The organism is Streptomyces sp. SID11385 (assembly GCF_010548245.1).
Classification (GTDB): domain Bacteria; phylum Actinomycetota; class Actinomycetes; order Streptomycetales; family Streptomycetaceae; genus Streptomyces.
Genome location: NZ_JAAGLR010000981.1, coordinates 1 through 16,865, shown reverse-complemented (window position 1 = coordinate 16,865; position 16,865 = coordinate 1). Strand labels below are relative to the sequence as shown.

Annotated in this window: 21 protein-coding genes and 1 pseudogene; 7 read left to right on the top strand and 15 right to left on the bottom strand. The window is 73.3% G+C overall.

The window, feature by feature from the left end; all coding sequences use genetic code 11:
• Positions 1–195 (bottom strand): annotated as a pseudogene (locus tag G3I42_RS30125) (PucR family transcriptional regulator); the annotation flags it as partial.
• A 223-nt stretch (positions 196–418) separates the two neighbouring features.
• Between G3I42_RS30125 and G3I42_RS30120 the strand changes: the two are divergent.
• Positions 419–1,972 carry a long-chain fatty acid--CoA ligase gene (locus G3I42_RS30120; RefSeq protein WP_239096776.1) on the top strand — a complete coding sequence of 518 codons (1,554 nt, stop codon included), beginning with the start codon at positions 419–421 and terminating at the stop codon, positions 1,970–1,972.
• Positions 1,973–2,096: 124 nt separating this feature from the next.
• On the opposite strand, the gene G3I42_RS30115 is transcribed toward G3I42_RS30120, so the two are convergent.
• Positions 2,097–2,630, bottom strand: a complete 534-nt coding sequence (locus G3I42_RS30115; protein WP_343244707.1) for an ATP-binding protein — start codon at positions 2,628–2,630, stop codon at positions 2,097–2,099.
• Between the two features lie 167 nt (positions 2,631–2,797).
• On the opposite strand from G3I42_RS30115, the gene mqnC reads away from it, so the two are divergent.
• Together mqnC and G3I42_RS30105 are read left to right on the top strand one after the other, a co-directional pair.
• Entirely contained in the window at positions 2,798–3,997 is a 1,200-nt protein-coding gene (gene mqnC / locus G3I42_RS30110; RefSeq protein WP_164290918.1) for a cyclic dehypoxanthinyl futalosine synthase, read from the top strand.
• A 17-nt stretch (positions 3,998–4,014) separates the two neighbouring features.
• Complete coding sequence (locus tag G3I42_RS30105) at positions 4,015–4,461, top strand: hypothetical protein (RefSeq protein WP_164290917.1); 447 nt, start codon at positions 4,015–4,017, stop codon at positions 4,459–4,461.
• 9 nt (positions 4,462–4,470) lie between these two features.
• On the opposite strand, the gene G3I42_RS30100 is transcribed toward G3I42_RS30105, so the two are convergent.
• The 6 genes from G3I42_RS30100 to G3I42_RS30075 form a co-directional block, all read right to left on the bottom strand.
• Positions 4,471–4,728 carry a hypothetical protein gene (locus tag G3I42_RS30100; RefSeq protein ID WP_164290916.1) on the bottom strand — a complete coding sequence of 86 codons (258 nt, stop codon included), beginning with the start codon at positions 4,726–4,728 and terminating at the stop codon, positions 4,471–4,473.
• Positions 4,729–4,799: 71 nt separating this feature from the next.
• On the bottom strand, positions 4,800–5,327 hold the full coding sequence (locus G3I42_RS30095) for a hypothetical protein (protein ID WP_164290915.1): 528 nt from the start codon (positions 5,325–5,327) through the stop codon (positions 4,800–4,802).
• A gap of 380 nt (positions 5,328–5,707) precedes the next feature.
• Positions 5,708–6,424: a hypothetical protein gene (locus tag G3I42_RS30090; RefSeq protein WP_164290914.1), complete on the bottom strand. Its 717-nt coding sequence runs from the start codon at positions 6,422–6,424 to the stop codon at positions 5,708–5,710.
• A 16-nt stretch (positions 6,425–6,440) separates the two neighbouring features.
• A complete protein-coding gene (locus tag G3I42_RS30085; RefSeq protein ID WP_164290913.1) occupies positions 6,441–6,947 on the bottom strand; it encodes a sigma-70 family RNA polymerase sigma factor in 507 nt (168 codons plus the stop codon).
• A 169-nt stretch (positions 6,948–7,116) separates the two neighbouring features.
• On the bottom strand, positions 7,117–7,467 hold the full coding sequence (locus G3I42_RS30080; RefSeq protein ID WP_164290912.1) for a VOC family protein: 351 nt from the start codon (positions 7,465–7,467) through the stop codon (positions 7,117–7,119).
• A 76-nt stretch (positions 7,468–7,543) separates the two neighbouring features.
• A complete protein-coding gene (locus G3I42_RS30075) occupies positions 7,544–8,515 on the bottom strand; it encodes a glycosyl hydrolase family 18 (RefSeq protein ID WP_239096775.1) in 972 nt (323 codons plus the stop codon).
• Between the two features lie 234 nt (positions 8,516–8,749).
• On the opposite strand from G3I42_RS30075, the gene G3I42_RS30070 reads away from it, so the two are divergent.
• Positions 8,750–9,454 (top strand): demethylmenaquinone methyltransferase, encoded by a 705-nt coding sequence (locus tag G3I42_RS30070; RefSeq protein WP_164290910.1) that lies wholly within the window; start codon positions 8,750–8,752, stop codon positions 9,452–9,454.
• Between the two features lie 36 nt (positions 9,455–9,490).
• Here the strand turns inward: G3I42_RS30070 and G3I42_RS30065 are convergent, their stop codons facing one another.
• Complete coding sequence (locus G3I42_RS30065) at positions 9,491–9,856, bottom strand: PASTA domain-containing protein (RefSeq protein WP_164290909.1); 366 nt, start codon at positions 9,854–9,856, stop codon at positions 9,491–9,493.
• Between the two features lie 160 nt (positions 9,857–10,016).
• A complete protein-coding gene (locus G3I42_RS30060) occupies positions 10,017–10,556 on the bottom strand; it encodes a GNAT family N-acetyltransferase (protein ID WP_164290908.1) in 540 nt (179 codons plus the stop codon).
• A 99-nt stretch (positions 10,557–10,655) separates the two neighbouring features.
• Between G3I42_RS30060 and G3I42_RS30055 the strand changes: the two genes are divergently transcribed.
• Positions 10,656–11,939: a geranylgeranyl reductase family protein gene (locus G3I42_RS30055; protein ID WP_164290907.1), complete on the top strand. Its 1,284-nt coding sequence runs from the start codon at positions 10,656–10,658 to the stop codon at positions 11,937–11,939.
• 445 nt (positions 11,940–12,384) lie between these two features.
• Here G3I42_RS30055 and G3I42_RS30050 read toward each other — a convergent pair whose 3' ends face one another.
• From G3I42_RS30050 to G3I42_RS30040, 3 genes are all read right to left on the bottom strand, one after another.
• Positions 12,385–12,720: a hypothetical protein gene (locus tag G3I42_RS30050; protein ID WP_164290906.1), complete on the bottom strand. Its 336-nt coding sequence runs from the start codon at positions 12,718–12,720 to the stop codon at positions 12,385–12,387.
• Between the two features lie 213 nt (positions 12,721–12,933).
• On the bottom strand, positions 12,934–13,137 hold the full coding sequence (locus G3I42_RS30045; RefSeq protein WP_164290905.1) for a DUF397 domain-containing protein: 204 nt from the start codon (positions 13,135–13,137) through the stop codon (positions 12,934–12,936).
• A gap of 11 nt (positions 13,138–13,148) precedes the next feature.
• Entirely contained in the window at positions 13,149–14,003 is an 855-nt protein-coding gene (locus tag G3I42_RS30040) for a helix-turn-helix transcriptional regulator (RefSeq protein ID WP_164290904.1), read from the bottom strand.
• Positions 14,004–14,176: 173 nt separating this feature from the next.
• Between G3I42_RS30040 and G3I42_RS30035 the strand changes: the two genes are divergently transcribed.
• On the top strand, positions 14,177–14,365 hold the full coding sequence (locus G3I42_RS30035) for a hypothetical protein (protein ID WP_164290903.1): 189 nt from the start codon (positions 14,177–14,179) through the stop codon (positions 14,363–14,365).
• Between the two features lie 629 nt (positions 14,366–14,994).
• Positions 14,995–15,351, top strand: a complete 357-nt coding sequence (locus tag G3I42_RS30030) for a hypothetical protein (RefSeq protein ID WP_164290902.1) — start codon at positions 14,995–14,997, stop codon at positions 15,349–15,351.
• Positions 15,352–15,407: 56 nt separating this feature from the next.
• Here G3I42_RS30030 and G3I42_RS30025 read toward each other — a convergent pair whose 3' ends face one another.
• Positions 15,408–16,403: an amidohydrolase family protein gene (locus G3I42_RS30025; RefSeq protein WP_164290901.1), complete on the bottom strand. Its 996-nt coding sequence runs from the start codon at positions 16,401–16,403 to the stop codon at positions 15,408–15,410.
• A 90-nt stretch (positions 16,404–16,493) separates the two neighbouring features.
• Positions 16,494–16,865: amidohydrolase family protein (locus G3I42_RS30020; RefSeq protein ID WP_164290900.1), on the bottom strand; the 372-nt coding region annotated here is incomplete at its 5' end.

Here is a 16,865-nt window from a genome sequence, read left to right as displayed (position 1 = left end):
GAGGACCTGCCGGGCGTTGCCGAGCGTCGAGGCGTGCAGCGCCGCGCGCGGCACCGGCTCCTCGGCGCGGTACGCCTCCGCCTCGGCGCGGATGCTCTCGTCGAGCCGCTCGGCCAGCTCCTCCTCGCGGGCGAGGAGCTGGCGCGCGAGCGGGATCGTGCCGGGCGGCGGGGTGAGGGGCGGGACGGCAGGCATGCGGCGCACGGTATCCGGCGCCGCGCGGGCGCGCCCGCCGCTGTGGCGTTGTTCACGGCGACAACGTGAGACGCCTCGCATTGTGGCGGGGGACATGGCCCCGTACGGAGTGCGGGGCGCACGATGGCTGGTGGCGCCCGGCACCGTGGCCGGGCGGCCCGAAGGCCCGCGGCGGATACGTACGCGCGGGGCCCGGGCGAGCGCGAGGAAGCGGAGCACCCCCATGAGCGACGTGGCCGAGGAGCGGAGCGCCGTCGCGGCGGCCCCCGAGGAGTCCACCGGCAGCCTGGTCCACCACCTCCTGGACACCGCCCGCCGCACCCCCGCCGCCCCGGCCCTCCTCCTCGGCCCGTACTCCCTCGACTACCGCACCCTGGAGCGCTCGACCGCCGTCGTCGCCGCGCGCCTGCGCGCCGAAGGGCTCGCGCCGGGCGACCGCGTCGGGCTCATGCTCCCGAACGTCCCCGAGTTCGCCGTCCTCTACTACGGGGTCCTGCGCGCCGGGGGTGTCGTCGTCCCGCTCAACCCGCTCCTCAAGGAGCGCGAGGTCGCCTTCCACCTCGCCGACAGCGGCGCCCGCGCCCTCTACGCCTGGGACGGCGTCCCGGGCGAGCCGGCCGAGGGCGCGGCGAAGGCCGACGTGCCCCATCACCCGGTGAGCCTCGGGCAGTTCACCCCGGCCGGGACCGAAGACCTCGAAGCCCCCGACGCCCTCACCGAGCGCGGCCCCCACGACGACGCCGTCATCCTCTACACCTCCGGCACCACGGGCCACCCCAAGGGCGCGCAGCTCACCCACCGCAACCTCGCGAGCAACACCGCGACGACGGTCGGCCTCGCGCGCCTCACGGGCGCCGACACGATCCTCGGCTGCCTGCCCCTCTTCCACGCCTTCGGCCAGCTCACCGGGCTCAACGCCGCCGTCCTCTCGGGCGCCGCGCTCGCCCTCGTGCCGCGCTTCGACCCCGCCGCCGTGCTCGGCACGCTCGCCGCGACGCGCGCCACCGTCTTCGAGGGCGTGCCCACGATGTTCGCCGGGCTCCTCCACCACCCGGACGCCGCGCGCGCCGACGCGTCCTCGCTGCGGCTGTGCATCAGCGGCGGCGCCGCGATGCCCGTCGAGGTCCTGCACGCCTTCGAGAAGGCGTTCGGCTGCGACGTGCTGGAGGGCTACGGCCTCTCGGAGACCTCGCCCGTCGCGGCCTTCAACCACCTCGACCGCCCCCGCAAGGCGGGCTCGATCGGCACGCCGGTCGCGGGCGTCGAGCTGAGCGTCCTGGACCCGGCGGGCACGGAGCTGGCGGACGGCGAGACCGGCGAACTGGCCGTGCGCGGCCCGAACGTCATGAAGGGCTACTGGCAGCGCCCCGAGGCCACCGCCGAAGTCCTCCTCCCCAGCGGCTGGCTGCGCACGGGCGACCTCGCGCGCCGCGACGAGGACGGCTACTACTACATCGTCGACCGCAAGAAGGACCTCATCATCCGGGGCGGCTACAACGTCTACCCGCGCGAGCTGGAAGAGGTCCTGTACGAGCACCCCGCCGTCCTCGAAGCGGCCGTCGTCCCGGTCCCCGACGCCCGCCTCGGCGAGGAGGTCGGCGCGGCGGTCGTCCTGCGCCCCGGCGCGGAGACGACCCCGGAGGACCTGCGCGCCTGGATGAGGGAACGCGTGGCGGCCTACAAGTACCCGCGCCGCGTGTGGTTCCTCCCGGAACTCCCGAAGGGCCCGACGGGGAAGATCCAGAAACGGGACATCGTGGTGCCGGTGGCGGTCTGAGGGCGGGGCGGCGGTACGCGCACGGGCGGGTCGGCGGTACGCGTACGGGCGGTCGGCCGGGCTTTCGCGTACGTACGGGACCGGCCCGCCGCCCGGCAGGGAGCCCGGCCCCCCCTCGCCCCGCTCACCCCCCGCCCGCCTCCCGCAGCGCCGCCAGCGTCTCCACGAGCCGTGCCGTGTCCCCGTCGTGGACGAGCGCGTCCTCGTCGGCCCCCGGCGTCTCGAAGCGTGCCAGGAAGTCGTCGAGCGCTTCCGGCGTCACGGCGAGCGCGTCGGCGTCCTCGCGCAGGTTGCGTACCGCGAGGCGTGCCAGCAGCTCCTCGCGGGTGGCGGGCAGGTACACCAGTACGGCCCGCGCCCCCGCGCCGCGCGCCGCGTCCCGCCACGCCTGCCGCTCCGCCCGCCGCCACAGGCCGTGGTCGAGCACGACGTCCCGGCCCGCCCGCAGCTCCGCCCCGAAGCGCGCACGGACCGCCTCGACGACCGGCCGCTCCCGCGCCGCGTACGTGTCCTCCCGGTAGTCGATCCCGTACCTCCCGTGCAGCCGGTGCACCTCCTCGTCGACGGAGAGCCGTACGAAGCCGCGCGCGGCGAGCGCCCGCGCGACGGTGGTCTTCCCGGAGCCGGTCAGCCCCACGAGCAGCACGGCGATCGCCACGTACACCCCTTTCGTCCCGGACCGTCCCTCGTCCCGCCCATTGTCCGGGCCCGGCACGCTCGTCCCGCCCCCCGCCACCGAGGCGCCCCCACCCCGGGGGCGTAGGCTGAATCGGTCCGTACCCCCCGACCGCTGTGAAGCGACCCGCCCCCGAAAGGTGACAGCCGGTGACCGAGCAGGCCGACCTTCAGTCCGTCCTCGACCGTGCCGCCGCAGGCGGCCGCATCACCGCCGAGGAGGCGCTCGACCTGTACCGCGACGCGCCGCTGCACGCGCTCGGCGCCGCCGCCGACGCGATCCGCCGCCGCCGCTACGCCGGCACGGAGCACATCGCGACGTACATCATCGAGCGCAACATCAACTACACGAACGTGTGCGTCACGGCGTGCAAGTTCTGCGCCTTCTACGCGGCCCCGAAGGACACCAAGAAGGGCTGGAGCCGCGACCTCGACGACATCCTGCGCCGCTGCGCGGAGACCGTCGAACTCGGCGGCACGCAGATCATGTTCCAGGGCGGGCACCACCCGGACTACGGCGTCGAGTACTACGAGGAGCACTTCGCCGCGATCAAGAAGGCGTTCCCGCAGCTCGTCATCCACTCCCTCGGCGCCTCCGAGGTCGACCACATGGCCCGCATCTCCGGCGTGAGCGCCGAGGAGGCGATCCGCCGCATCCACGCCGCCGGGCTCGACTCCTTCGCGGGCGCGGGCGCCGAACTCCTCCCGGAGCGCCCCCGCAAGGCCATCGCGCCGCTCAAGGAGTCCGGCGAGCGCTGGCTGGAGATCATGGAGACGGCCCACAACCTGGGCGTCGAATCGACGGTCACGATGCTCATGGGGACGGGCGAGACGAACGCCGAGCGCATCGAGCACCTGCGCATGATCCGCGAGGTCCAGGACCGCACCGGCGGCTTCCGCGCGTTCATCCCGTACACGTACCAGCCCGAGAACAACCACCTCAAGGGCCGCACCCAGGCCACGATGTTCGAGTACCTGCGGATGATCGCGATCGCCCGCATCTACCTCGACAACGTCGCCCACATCCAGGGCTCCTGGCTCACCACCGGCAAGGAGATCGGCCAGCTCTCGCTGCACTACGGGGCCGACGACCTCGGCTCGGTGATGCTGGAGGAGAACGTCGTCTCCTCGGCGGGCGCCAAGCACCGCTCCAACCGCCAGGAACTCATCGACCTCATCCGCACGGCGGGCCGCGTCCCGGCGCAGCGCGCGACGACGTACGAGCACCTCGTCATCCACGACGACCCGGCGAACGACCCGGTCGACGACCGCGTGGCCTCGCACATCTCCTCCACGGCGATCGACGGCGGCACCGCGCACCCCGAGCTGAAGCTCATCCCGGCGAGCTGAGCGGACGGAACGCGTACGTGCTGACGCTGCACACCGCGCCGCTCGTGGACGCGGGCGACGGCACCCCCGTACTGACCGGGGGTGCCGTCGCCGTCTCCGGCGACCGGATCGAGGCCGTGGGCCCGCTCGCCGCGCTGCGCGCCACGTATCCCGGGGCGCGGGTACGGGAGTGGCCGGGCCGCCTCGCCCCGGCCCGCGTCCACACGGGCCCGCCCCCGGCGGCCCCGAGCCCCCGCGAAACGGTCCACGCCCTCTTCGCACGGGGCGCGACGGCGCTGCTCGTGGCGGCCCCGCTCGATCCCGCGCTCCGCGAGGCGGCGGTACGCGGCAGCCTCCGCCTCGTCACGGGCCCCACTCCGACCCCGCTGACCGAGGGCGCCCGCGCGGACCTGCGCGCGACGACGGACGACGGCGAGTGCGTGGCGACGGTGTGCGCGGGCCGACTGGTGTACCGGCGGCGCTGAGACCGCCCCTCACCCCTGCGGCGGCCCGGGTACGTCGAGCGGCCGTGCGCCCGGCCGCGCCGCGCGCGGGAGCCGGTGCAGCGTCAGCAGCGGGACGCACACCCCGAAGCCCACGGCCGCCAGCCCCCACCAGTCCCCGCCCGCGACGTCCCCCGCCCCCGCCACCACGAGGACCCCGCCCACGACCCACCGCACCCGCCCCGGCACCCCACCTCTGAAGTACCAGCCGTGCCGGGCGGCGAAGGCCGCGATTCTCGTGCGCACCATGGTCGGCTCCCCTCTCGTGCTCCGGGTCGCAGTATCTCAGCGGGGGCGCCGCCGGCCCGTGTTGGCGCAGGTCAGGACCGTTCGTCAGGCCCCGCGCCCGTACGCGCGGCACGGTGCTCCACGTCCGCGAGGGCACGCTCCGTCTTCGCGATCCGCTTGCCGTTCCGCTGCCAGGAGACGGCGAGCGCGAGTGCCATGCCGAGGCCCACGGCGGCCGTGAGGAGCGCGGCGGGCACGTCGCCGTCCAGCAGGAAGAGGACGAGGACACCCGCGCACAGGAGGCCCAGGACGATCCACGCGCACACGAACGTCCCCCGCCGCGCGCGCCGTTCGCGCGAGTAGGCGAGGTAGGCGCCGAGCACGCGGCGTCCCTCCGCGTCCTCGGGGACCTCCTTCTTCCGGAAGGCGCGCTGCGCGCGGCGCACGCCCGCCAGGTCCGTCCCCATGGCCGCGGCGGCCGCGGCTGCCTGCCAGCGCCCCGTCAGTGTGGTGACGACCCAGATCGGGACCATCACCGGCAGGAACTCGGCGGGGCTCTCACCGAGGAGCAGCATCACCACGGTCCCGGCGATGATCCCCGCCGCCAGCGCCAGAGCCATCCGAACCCACTCACGCGGCCCGCCGAGGCGGCCCCCCACAGCTCTCGCGCCCATCCCCGTCGCCTCCCCGCGTGTCCCCGTCTCCGGCGGCCTGGCGGGTACCCCCGGCGGTACGCCGTACGCCCGCGCCGAGCGGTCGCACGACGCCGCCCCGGACCCGGCGGCGGGTGAACTCCTCGCGGTGGTAGTGCACGTAGGCCGCGAGCAGCCTGCGATCCTCCGCGTCCCCGGGCACCTCCTTGCCCCGGTACGCGCGCCGGGCGCGGGCCACCCCCGCCGCGTCCGTGCCCAGTGCCTCGCAACCAGGCCCGGGCCCGGACCCCCTCACGGGGCCCGGGCCCGGACCTGGTCGCCGCACGTCCGCCGGAGGGCAGCCGTGCTCAGCCGAAGGAGAGACAGGCGTCGGCAGTGGGGGTGACACCCTGGGCGAACTGGATCATCTGCTGGTGGGTCAGGCCCGCCTTGGCGGGGAACTGGACCTCGACGGTCTGGTTCTTCCCGTCGGGGAACAGGAGCCGCTCGGCGCCCTTGTCGGCGGTCGCCCCGAGCAATCCCGCCCGCCCCTGCACGGTCACTTTGGTGAACCCCTTCGTGTCGGCGGGGGGACCGCCGTCGAGCGTGACGGCGATGGCCTGGTCGAAGTGGACCTCCTCGTTGCTCTGGTTCAGGGTGACGCCCGGCGGGGTGGCGACGAAGCTGCACTGGCCGGACCAGCTCACCTTCCAGCCCGACGGGACGGTCTTCACACGGAAGCCTTCGGGCTGGGCTCCGGTGTAAGCCACCAGCTGAAGGGCTTGCGGCGGCCGGTTGACGGTCGCCGAGGGGGTGGAGGGAGCGGTGTGCGCCGGCGTCCGGGGTGACGCCTCGGAGTCGTGCCCCTCGCCGGGCCCGGCCGTCACCACCGCCGTCGCGGCGGCCGCGACGACCGCGACCGCCAGGCCGGCACCAGCGGTCCGGCGGCGACGGCGGAGCGTCGCCGCTTTGTGGCCGCGTTCCAGGTCAGCGGTGACCGTGGTGGCATCGACGGGGTCGTGCCCGCCGCTGTGGCGCAGTGCGGCCAGCGAGTCGACGAGGTCGTCGGTCGGGGCTTCGTTCATGGCAAGTCTCCATTCCTCAGTGGGAGGTGTTCGCCGGCTGGGGGAGCATCTTCCGCAGCCGCACCAGTCCGCGGGTGCTCTGGCTCCGCACCGTTCCCTGGCTGCAGCCCAGCACCTGGGCGGCGGCGGCCACGTCGAGACCTTCGACGTAGCGGAGGACGACAGCCGCGCGCATCCGCGTCGAAAGGCAGCCCAGGAGTGCCAGCAGGTCGGCGTAGTCGGTGTAGGGCTGTTCCGGCCCGGCCGTATCGGGCACCTGCGCGTGGACCTGCTCACGCCGGCGGAAGACGGTGCGGCGGTCGTCGATCGCGGCGTTCACCACGCAACGACGCCCGTACGCGTCGAGGTTGGCGCCGCGTACTCGCGGCCACGCCAGGTAGAGACGGGTCAGTGCCGTCTGCACCACGTCCTCGGCCCGGCCCTGATCCCCCGACAACAGCAGCACCGCCAACCGCACCAGCCCGGCACGGTGCGCCCGTACGAACTCGGTGAATTCCTGATCCCGTTCCGCAGTCGGCTCCACAGGCACGCATCCTCTGTGCGACGAGTCTCTCTTCGGTCACCCCTTTCACGGATGCGAAGGGCCGCGGCGTTGCACGGAGCCCGGAATTTCTCGGCGCACCTGGACGCGGACGGCCGCGCGAGCCACCCTCACGCCCCGCCCGTCCTCGTGCGGCCCTCCCCGGCCGCGATCACCCCACCGCAGGCCGCTCGATCAGCGTCACGCGGTTGCCGTCCGGGTCGTGGACCGAGGCGAAGCGGACCTCGTCCTTGCCCGGGGTCGCCGCGCCCGCCGCGATGCCGTGCGCGGCCAGCGTGGCGAGTTCCGTGTCCAGGTCGGTGACGGCGAGGTTGATCAGGGCCTTGCCCGCGTGGGCCGGGTCGGCGAAGACCTGGAGCCAGCCGCCGTCGGTGAGGTGCCAGTCGGCGAGGCCCGGCATGGGGCGGGCGTCGGCGGGGCGGCCGAGGAGGCGCGCGTACCAGTCGACGGCGGCCTCGTGGTCGGTGACGGGGGCGACGGCGAGGACGTGGGTGAGGTGCACGGGGGCTCCTGTACGTGGGGGACGCGGCGTGCGTGAAGGACGGCGTGCGCGCGGGACGCGGCGTACGCGCGGGGCCTCAGTCTGCGGCGCCGCCGCCCGCTCCGGCGAGCAGCCGCGCGAAGTCGCCCTCCTTCTGCGCCACCCCCGTGCACCGCTCCCGCGAGGTCTCGCCCTCCGCACAGGCCCGGTCCCGGAAGGACGCCCACATCGACAGGCCGCCGAGCCCCGCCCGTACCGCGAAGTCGTGCGTGCGCCGCGCGTCCGCCCGCGTGAACGTCTCGTGCGGCACGTCGTTGACGCCCGGCATCACCGTCATGCGCAGCCGCTGCCACGCGGTACGGGACGACCAGCCGAACACCTCGCGGAGCTGACCGTGCGCGGCGCGCGCCGCCCGCTCCCCGTACGCGCTCATCGGGCCCTTCGCGTCCGGGTACGCGGAGCCGTAGCTCATCGTCATGATGTTGACCTCCCCGACGGGTACGCCCGCCGCGCGCAGCCCCCGCAGCAGCGCCCGCGCGTCCGCCTCCAGGCCCTCCGGCATGACGGGCAGCGTGACGGAGATGTCGAGGCCGCCGCCGGATCGCAGCCGCGCGAGCGCCTTCGCACGGCGCGCGTTCGCCGCCGTGTCGCCGAGCGCCTCGCCCTCGATGTCGAAGTCGGCCCGGTCCGTACCGGCCGCGTCGAGCGCGCGGCGGTACGCGGCGGCCAGCTCGTCGACCGAGTCGCAGGCCCGCGCCAGTTCCGTACCGGCCTCGCCGCCGAAGGACACGCGCACGGGGTCGAGCCGCCCGGCACGCCGCGCCACCGCCGGGTCGCCGACCGGCTCCGTACCGCCCCACACGGGCACGCACCGCCGCGGGCCCGCCGCCACGGCGAAGGCGAGCCGGTACTCGTCCGGGTGAGCCGTCGCGTCGAGCGCTGACGCGGACTCGGCGCTCACGTACGGCGCGAAGCCGACGCGGTGCGGGGGAGCGGCGTCGGCGGAGTCCCCGGCGCCCCCCGAGCACCCCACGAGGAACAGCCCCAGCGCACACGCGAGAGCGAGCAAGGGCGAACGGCGGGACGGCAGAAGCACGGGAGTCCCTTTCGGAGGAAGGCCGGAGAAGCCTCCCGAACGTCCCACGCCGGGCCGCCCTCTGTGGTGTTTCGACCGTATTCGTCGGACAACTGACCGTTTCCGCCCACCGCTGCCCGTTCCGCCCGGCTTCCCGGGACGCGTCCCGGGCCCGCCCCGCTCCCGGCCCCGTACGCCGTCTTTATCCGCGCCTGCCACAATGAGTCGGTGAGCACACGCGCATCCCTGGACAAGCAGCCGCAAGAAGTCGCTTCGATGTTCGACGGTGTGGCCAAGCGCTACGACCTCACCAACGACATCCTCTCCTTCGGCCAGGATCGCGCCTGGCGTGCGGAGGTGGCGAAGGCCGTGGACGCGCGCCCGGCGCAGAAGGTCCTCGACCTCGCGGCCGGTACGGCGACCTCCTCGCTGCCCTTCACCCGTACCGGCGCCTACGTCGTGCCGTGCGACTTCTCGCTCGGCATGCTCCAGGTGGGCAAGCAGCGGCACGGCTGGCTGCCGTTCACCGCCGGGGACGCCACCCGGCTGCCGTTCCGCGACGACGTCTTCGACGCGGTCACGATCTCCTTCGGGCTGCGCAACGTGAGCGACACCCCGGCCGCGCTGCGGGAGCTGTACCGGGTGACGAAGCCGGGCGGGCGTGTCGTGATCTGCGAGTTCTCCTCGCCGACCTGGGCGCCCTTCCGCACCGTCTACACCGAGTACCTCATGCGCGCCCTGCCCCCCGTGGCCCGCGCGGTCTCGTCCAACCCCGACGCGTACGTCTACCTCGCCGAGTCCATCCGCGACTGGCCCGACCAGCCGGCCCTGGCCTCGCTGCTCCAGGACGCGGGCTGGTCGAAGGTCGCGTGGCGCAACCTGACGGGCGGCATCGTGGCCCTGCACCGGGGGTTCAAGCCGCAGGAACGCTGAGGCGGCCCCCCGGTGGCACGGGTCGGGGGCGCCGTCTCAGCCCGAGACCGCGACGCCCTCCGGCCCGTCCGCGTCCGGCTCCGGCTTCTCGCGCTCCAGGCCGCTCGCGCCCGGCCCCGGATCGAGCGGTTCGCGTACTCCCGTACCGCCGCCGCCCTCGTCGCCCTCGTCCGGCCACGTGTCGAACCACAGCGTGACGACGGCCCCGTGCGGCACGCGCGCGCCGGGCTCCGGGTACTGGCGTACGACGTAGTCGAGGCCGCCCTCCAGGACCTCGGGATCGTCGGGGGACTCGGTCGCCAGCCCCTTCTCCTGCGCGGCCGTCACCGCGTCCATGGCCATGAGGCCGAGCAGGCGCGGCACGAGGACGAACTCGGTCGGCTCCGGCACGAGCGAGGACATGCTCTCAACTCCCCAGGTCTGGCGGTACCCAACGGTAGCGGCGCCCCAGGTGCGAGGCGGTCGGTACGCGCGGGACGCTCCGGAACAGGCGTGTGCCCCGGATCGGGCCGCGCTCACACGGAGCGGTGGTACGGGGGGCCCACCCGCCGCGCCCACGAGGTCACAGCGCCAGCTCGTACCTCCTGCCCCGCTCCGACCCGCCCGGCAGTTCGAAGGTCTCCGCGAGCCGCATGCCGAGGCGGTCCGCGACCGCGAGCGAGCGCGTGTTGCGCTCCTTGACCATCGCGACGACCCGCGGGACCCCGGCCGCGCGCAGCCGGTCCAGGGTCGTGCGGGCCGCCGCCGTCGCGTAGCCGCGGCCCCAGGCGGTACGGGCCAGGCGCCAGCCGATCTCGATGGCGCCGACCGGGCCGAAGTGGGCGTGCGGCCACGGCTGCGCGCCCGTGAAGCCGACGACCTCACCCGCCGCGTCGGTCACCGTCCACAGGCAGTAGCCCAGTTCGGCGTCGTGGCGGCGCTGCCGGGCGGTCAGCTCCTGGTAGACGGAGAGCTCGGCGGGGCGGCCGCCGTGGAACTCCATGACCTCGGGGTCGGCGAAGACGCGGTGCCAGTGGTGCGCGTCCTCGTCGAGGGGGACGCGGAGGGCGAGGACGGGGGCGGGGCGGGCGGCGAGGTCAGGGGCGGGGGGCGAGGTGGTCAATTCCGGTCAGCCCTTCGGTCGGGGGGAGACGACGCCTGAATAGACTGCCCGTGTCCGGTGCCGCTCGGCACGTGATTTCAAGTCGTCGGGAGAAGTGTCGTGGCCGAGGCCCTGTCCGAACACAGCGCGGATGTGATCGTGGTGGGCGCCGGACCCGCCGGGTCGGCGACCGCTTACCACCTGGCGAAGGCCGGACTGGACGTCCTGCTCCTGGAGAAGACGGCGTTCCCGCGCGAGAAGGTGTGCGGCGACGGGCTCACGCCGCGCGCCACGAAGCAGCTGCTCGCGATGGGGATCGACATCTCCGAGGAGGCGGGCTGGCTCCGCAACAAGGGCCTCCGCATCATCGCCGGTGGCAACCGCCTCCAGCTCGACTGGCCGGAACTCGCCTCCTTCCCGGACTACGGGCTCGTCCGCAAGCGCGACGACTTCGACGAGCAGCTCGCCCGCAACGCGCAGAAGGCGGGCGCGCGGCTGTACGAGCGCTGCAACGTCGGCGCGCCGATCACCGACGAGGCCGGGCGCATCACGGGCGTGCACGCGAAGCTCGGCGAGGAGAAGACCCCGGTCACCTTCCACGCCCCGCTCGTCGTCGCGGCCGACGGCAACTCGACGCGGCTGTCGCTCGCAATGGGCCTGCACCGCCGCGAGGACCGCCCGATGGGCGTCGCGGTCCGTACGTACTTCACCTCGCCGCGCCACGACGACGACTATCTCGAATCGTGGCTGGAGCTGTGGGACCGGCGCGGGCCGGGCGAGGACCGGCTGCTGCCGGGGTACGGCTGGATCTTCGGCATGGGCGACGGCACGTCGAACGTGGGCCTCGGGGTGCTGAACACGTCCTCGTCGTTCAAGGAGCTGGACTGGCGCGAGGTCCTGAAGGCCTGGTGCGCCTCGATGCCCGAGGAGTGGGGCTACACGCCGGACAACATGACGATTCCGATCCGGGGCGCGGCCCTCCCGATGGCGTTCAACCGCCAGCCGCACTACACGAAGGGCCTCCTCCTCGTCGGCGACGCGGGCGGCCTCGTCAACCCGTTCAACGGCGAGGGCATCGCGTACGCGATGGAGTCCGGCGCGATCGCGGCCGACGTCATCGTCCAGGCCCACGGCCGCCGCACCCCGGGGCTGCGCGAACTGACCCTCCAGCGCTACCCGAAGGTGCTGAAGGACACGTACGGCGGCTACTACAGCCTGGGCCGCGCCTTCGTGAAGCTCATCGGCAACCCGAAGGTCATGAAGCTCGCGACGGAACGCGGCCTCACCCACCCGATCCTCATGAAGTTCACCCTGAAACTCCTCGCCAACCTGACCGACCCGACCCACGGCGACGCGATGGACCGCATCATCAACGGCCTGACGAAGGTGGCACCGCGGGCGTAGGCCGCGCGGGGGTGGGGCGGTGGGGGGGCGAGGACTCCCCACCGTCGCGCCGTCACGAGGCCTTCGTGCAGGCGCCCGCACGGACGGCGCGCCGCGATGTACGCCTCGGCCGCGGCCAAGCCGGCTGTCGACGGCAACAGATCGAGCCCGCCCAGTACGAGCACGGGCGCGCCGAGCCCCGCGTGCAGCAGCCACGTGCAGCCGACCGCGAGCGGAAGCGGTTCGCTCTCCGGCTCCAAGAGCAAGTGTGCTCCGGACGGCGAGCTGAGAAGCACGGGCCGGGTGAGCGCAGGCGGCGCTACGTGAGCGGTGGAGCGTCGCAGTCCCCACCGTACGTAGGCATCGTGCAGCCGATCCGCCGCCTCCGCCGTGCCCGGTGCGAGCAGCAGGTGCGGGACGGCTGCGCCGCAGCCGAAGGCCACCCAGCTCCAGGCCCCGGTGCCCTTCACCGGGCCACCGCGCCGAGACAGCCCTGCACCAGTACGTGGACCACATCGATGCGCCACTCCGCGACACCGCCGTCGTCCATTCGCAGCCGAAAGCCGCAGCTCACGCCCTCGGTGAGGCGGGCCAGGACGGCGACACGACCGTCCCGGTCCAACAGCCGGGCAGCACGCACCCGTTCACCCTCGCTCAACGCGATCGCGCCGCGATCACGCAGGTCCCGTACGACGTAACGGAGCGCCTGCGCTTCCATGACGAAGGCGGCAGGCGGGCCCGTGCGGAACGGGTTTCTGGTGTTCAGGCGCTCCAAGTGGACGACGAAACCGACGGTCTCCATGGGCGGTCCTCCGCGCACGGCCGGCCCCACCGGTGGGCAGGGCTCGGCAAGCCGCTCCGCTACGGCGAGATCAGCCGACGCGGACGTGGAGTGACCGTAGCCACACAGAGGGGAGCGTAGCAAGACTGCTCCGGGGCATTCATGGCGCTGACGATGCACCCGGCGCGTAAACCGGGCGCATCGCCAGCCGTGTGCGCTCCCTCGCGAGCGGGCTCAGTCGAGCAGATGGTCGAATTCGCCGGCCTTCACGCCGAGGAGGAACGCTCGCAGGTTGTCGCTCGTCGTTGTCACCACCGTGTCCGGGGTGGTGCTTTCGCGCAGGTGGACGGAGCCGGGAGCGGTGCTGCGCAGCTCGATGCAGTTTTCTCCGCCGACACCGGAGAAGGACGACTTCTGCCAGGCATGGGAAGTGCTCATGTTGTGCGATCTCACAGTTCTCGTGCGATGTAGTGAATGAGGTGCCGGGACTCGTCCGGCGGAAGGCTCGCCTTCTCGGCGACGTCTATGAGGGTTGTGTAGCGCGCCAATTCCGCCGGTGCGTCCAGGAGCCGGCCGCCGAACGTGCTGTCGATCTGCACGGTGTCGAGCTGTGGGATGGTTCCTCGTGCGAGCAAAGTCGGCTGCGTCGCTTCGATGAATTCCGTGGTGCTGAAGGGAATGACGCGGATGGTGATGTGAGGGAGGCGTGACAACTCGGCCAGGTGGAAGAGCTGTTCGCGAGCCACCTCCCGACCGCCGAAGCGCATTCGTAGGGCGGCCTCGTGAATGAGCATGGTGCACGGCGTGGGTGCCTCGCCCTGGAGAATGCGCGTACGCCGCATACGGAAGGCGACTCTCTCCTCAGTCTCGTCCGGAGGCAGCGGCGGGAAAGCGCTGCTGTGCAGAGCGCGGGCGTAGTTCTCGGTCTGCGCCAACCCTGGCATGGTGAGCGCCTGTACCGAGCGCAGTTCCACGGCGTGGTGCTCCAGCTCTGCGATGTCCAGGAACGACGGCGCCAGGACTCCCCGGTACTCGTCGAACCACAGCGTCCCCCGCCGCTCCCGCGCGATTTCGCACAGCGCGTCGATCAGCTCCGGCGCCGCGCACTCGTAATACGTGCACAAGCGGCGTACGCGGTCCTCGCTGACGCCGATGCGGCCGGCCTCGATGTGGCTGATCTTGGCCTGGTCCACGGAGAGCATCCCGGCGGCCTCGCGCGCGGTGCGGCCCGCCGCCTCGCGCAGCTTCCGCAGCTCCGTGCCGAGCCGCACCTGACGGGCGGTCGGGTGGTCCCTGGGCGGCATGGCTCTCTTCTCCGGCGGGGTGCGGTGGAGTAGTAGCTGAACTGGCAGCTGAGCTACAAGTGGGCATTCAGAGTCTGCCGTCTCGCCGGGGAGCGGGTCCACTCGCATTGGCGACGGACGGACCGGCACAGGTGCCACGGGGCAGGGGTGCCCCTGGCCGGGAGGAGGAAGTCATGGCGAGTGGCACGCCGAGGGCATCAGGAGCCGTCCCGTGGGACGAGCTGAAAAAGGAGCTCGGCTTCACGGAGGAAGAGGCCGCCCGTATCCGGCGTCAAGCTGACGCCCTTCTGGCGCAGGCGGACGTGCTTCGGCGTATGGCGCGGGAGGCCGTGTCCGGGGAAGAGGGCCCGCTGTCGGGCTGAGCTTGTGGACGGGGACTGGGACTCGTACAACCTTCGCGGGCCCGGACTCGTCGGTCCTGGCATGCCTCAGCCAGCGCGGGAGCTTTTCGTCTTCTTCGTGTTCACCGGGCCCCTGTGGGCCGTCGTGCTCGGGCTTGTCGCGTGCGTGCTCTTCGGGGTGAGCGTGGTGCGGGCCAGGGACGAGGGGGTGCCGGTGTGGCGGCCGCCGGATGTGGCGATGTGCCTCGCGGGGGTGTTGGTGGGGCTCGCCGGTGGGGGCGGGGCGTACGCCGCGGGGTGTTGGACTGCGGTCTCGCGGCTCGAACCGCTCGGGGGGTGTGAGCAGTTGGGACTGCCCACCGCGCACATGGAGGAGCGGTACGGGTGGCCGCTCAGCATGAAGTGCGTGGACGGCGGCCAGGCGCGGGAAGTCGTGCCGCCCTGGGTCAATCCCCTTGTCCTGCTGGGCGTGTGCCTGCTCGGCCTCGCGCTGGGCGGGCTCACGCGGCACGTGGCGCGGCGCGTCCGGGCCGGGCTCGGCCGGCCCGCGACACGGCTCGCGCGTGAGCCGATTCGGGTGGTGCGAGCGCCTACGCTGCGGTGCGTACGTAACGTGACCGCACGGTCACCGATCGAGACGGGGAATCGACATGCGACTCATCAGCCGCGCCGCCACCTTCGGCACCACCCTCGCCACCGCCGTGGCCGCCACCATCGTGTTCACCGGGGCTCCGGCCTCCGCCGCTGGGGGGTACTGGGCGCCCTCGTGCGACGCCGGGCGGGCCTGCATCCGGCTCTCCGGGGGGCGGCAGGGGGCCGGGGGTGCCGTGTGGAACCTGGACGGGTGCGGGTACCACACGATCAAGGACCACTACGACTACGCCTGGGCGCACGGCAACGCCTTCGACGTCAAGTACGCGGACGGGCGTTGGGACCGCGTGCAGCCCAACTCCGGTCGTCCGCTGGACGGGAACAACCTCGTGACGGGCGTCGAGGTGCTCTGCTGAGCGAGTGACGTCGGCGGGAGGCGCGGGCAAGTCCGCGCCTCCCGCCGTCCGTTGGGTCACAGGCCCAGCAGGCGCTCCGCGTTCTCGTGCGCGATCTTCCGCTTGTCGGCCTCGGGCAGGTCCGCCTGCTCCAGGAACGGCACCGCGCCCTCGTTGCCGATGAACGGGTAGTCGACCGCGAAGACGATCCGCTCCAGCGGCATCGTCTCCAGGCAGAACCGCAACTGCGCCTGGCTCCACAGCCCGCTCGGCGCGATGTACACGTTCTCGCGGAAGTACTCGTGGAAGCTGCGGTCCAGGCCCGTCGCCCGCTGGGGCAGCGCCTCGTTCACGCGGTCGAGGTAGAAGGGGATCATCTCGCCCCAATGCCCCAGGATGAACTGGAGATTGGGGTACCGGTCGAGGACGCCGGAGTGGACCAGGTGCAGGAAGTGCACGGCCGTCTCCTGGTGCCAGCCCCACGCCGCCGTCTGGAGGCGGGTCTCCGTCACGAGCGGAAGACCGGCCGCGTAGTTGGCCTCGGTGATCACCCGCGGGGGCACCCCCGGGTGCAGGAAGACCGGCACGTTCAGCGCCGCCGCCTTCGCGAGGATCGGCTCGAAGCGCGGGGCGTCGAGGAACTCGCCCTCGGTGCGGCCGAAGATCATGGTGCCGACGAAACCCAAGTCGTTGACCGCGCGGTCGAGTTCGGCGACGGCCGCCTCGGGTGCGGCGGTCGGCAGCGAGGCGAAGGCGGCGAAGCGGTCGGGGTGGGCCCGTACGGCCGCCGCGGCCTTGTCGTTCGCGGCGGCGATCACCTCGGGAGCGACGTCGGCGGGGACGGTCTGCGCGCCGAGGCACGAGAGGACCTGCATCGTGATGCCGCCCGCGTCCATGTCCGCGAGCCGCTTATCGGCCAGGTCCTGGAGCACCTCGGGCGTCGGCGAGTACGGGAGGCCGCTCGACGGCCCGAACGCCTCGCCGAAACCGGGGCTGAGAGCCTGCGCCTCACGCCCGCCCGCCTTGGCGACGGCGGGGTCGGCGAAGTGCTCCTCCAGAGCGATGATCTTCATGGGGGGTTTCGTTCCCTTCGGGTTTTCGCGGTGGTACGGGTTCTCGCGGGGTGCTTCCGGTGGTGCGAAGTGGGGGGCGGGCCCGCGCCGTCAGGCGCGCGCGTACTCGATCCCCGCACACCACACGCGCGCGATCGTGCGGCTCGCGCGGATGTCGCTGAGCGGGTCGCCCGCGAGCAGGACGAGGTCCGCCCGTTTGCCGGGCGCGACGACACCCCGGTCCTCCAGCCCGAAGTGCCGGGCGGGCAGTACGGTCGCCGCGCGCAGGGCCTCGACGGGGCTCAGGCCCGCCTCGGTCAGCAGCTCCAGCTCGCGGTGGACGCTCTCGCCGAACGGGGGCGAGGCGGGCGCGGCCGCCGTGTGGTTGGCGTCCGTACCGGCGAGCACGGGCACGCCCGCGCGGTGCAGCGCGGCGACGCTCGCGCGCGCCGCCTCGTACGAGGGCCCCGGCGCCCCGGGCCG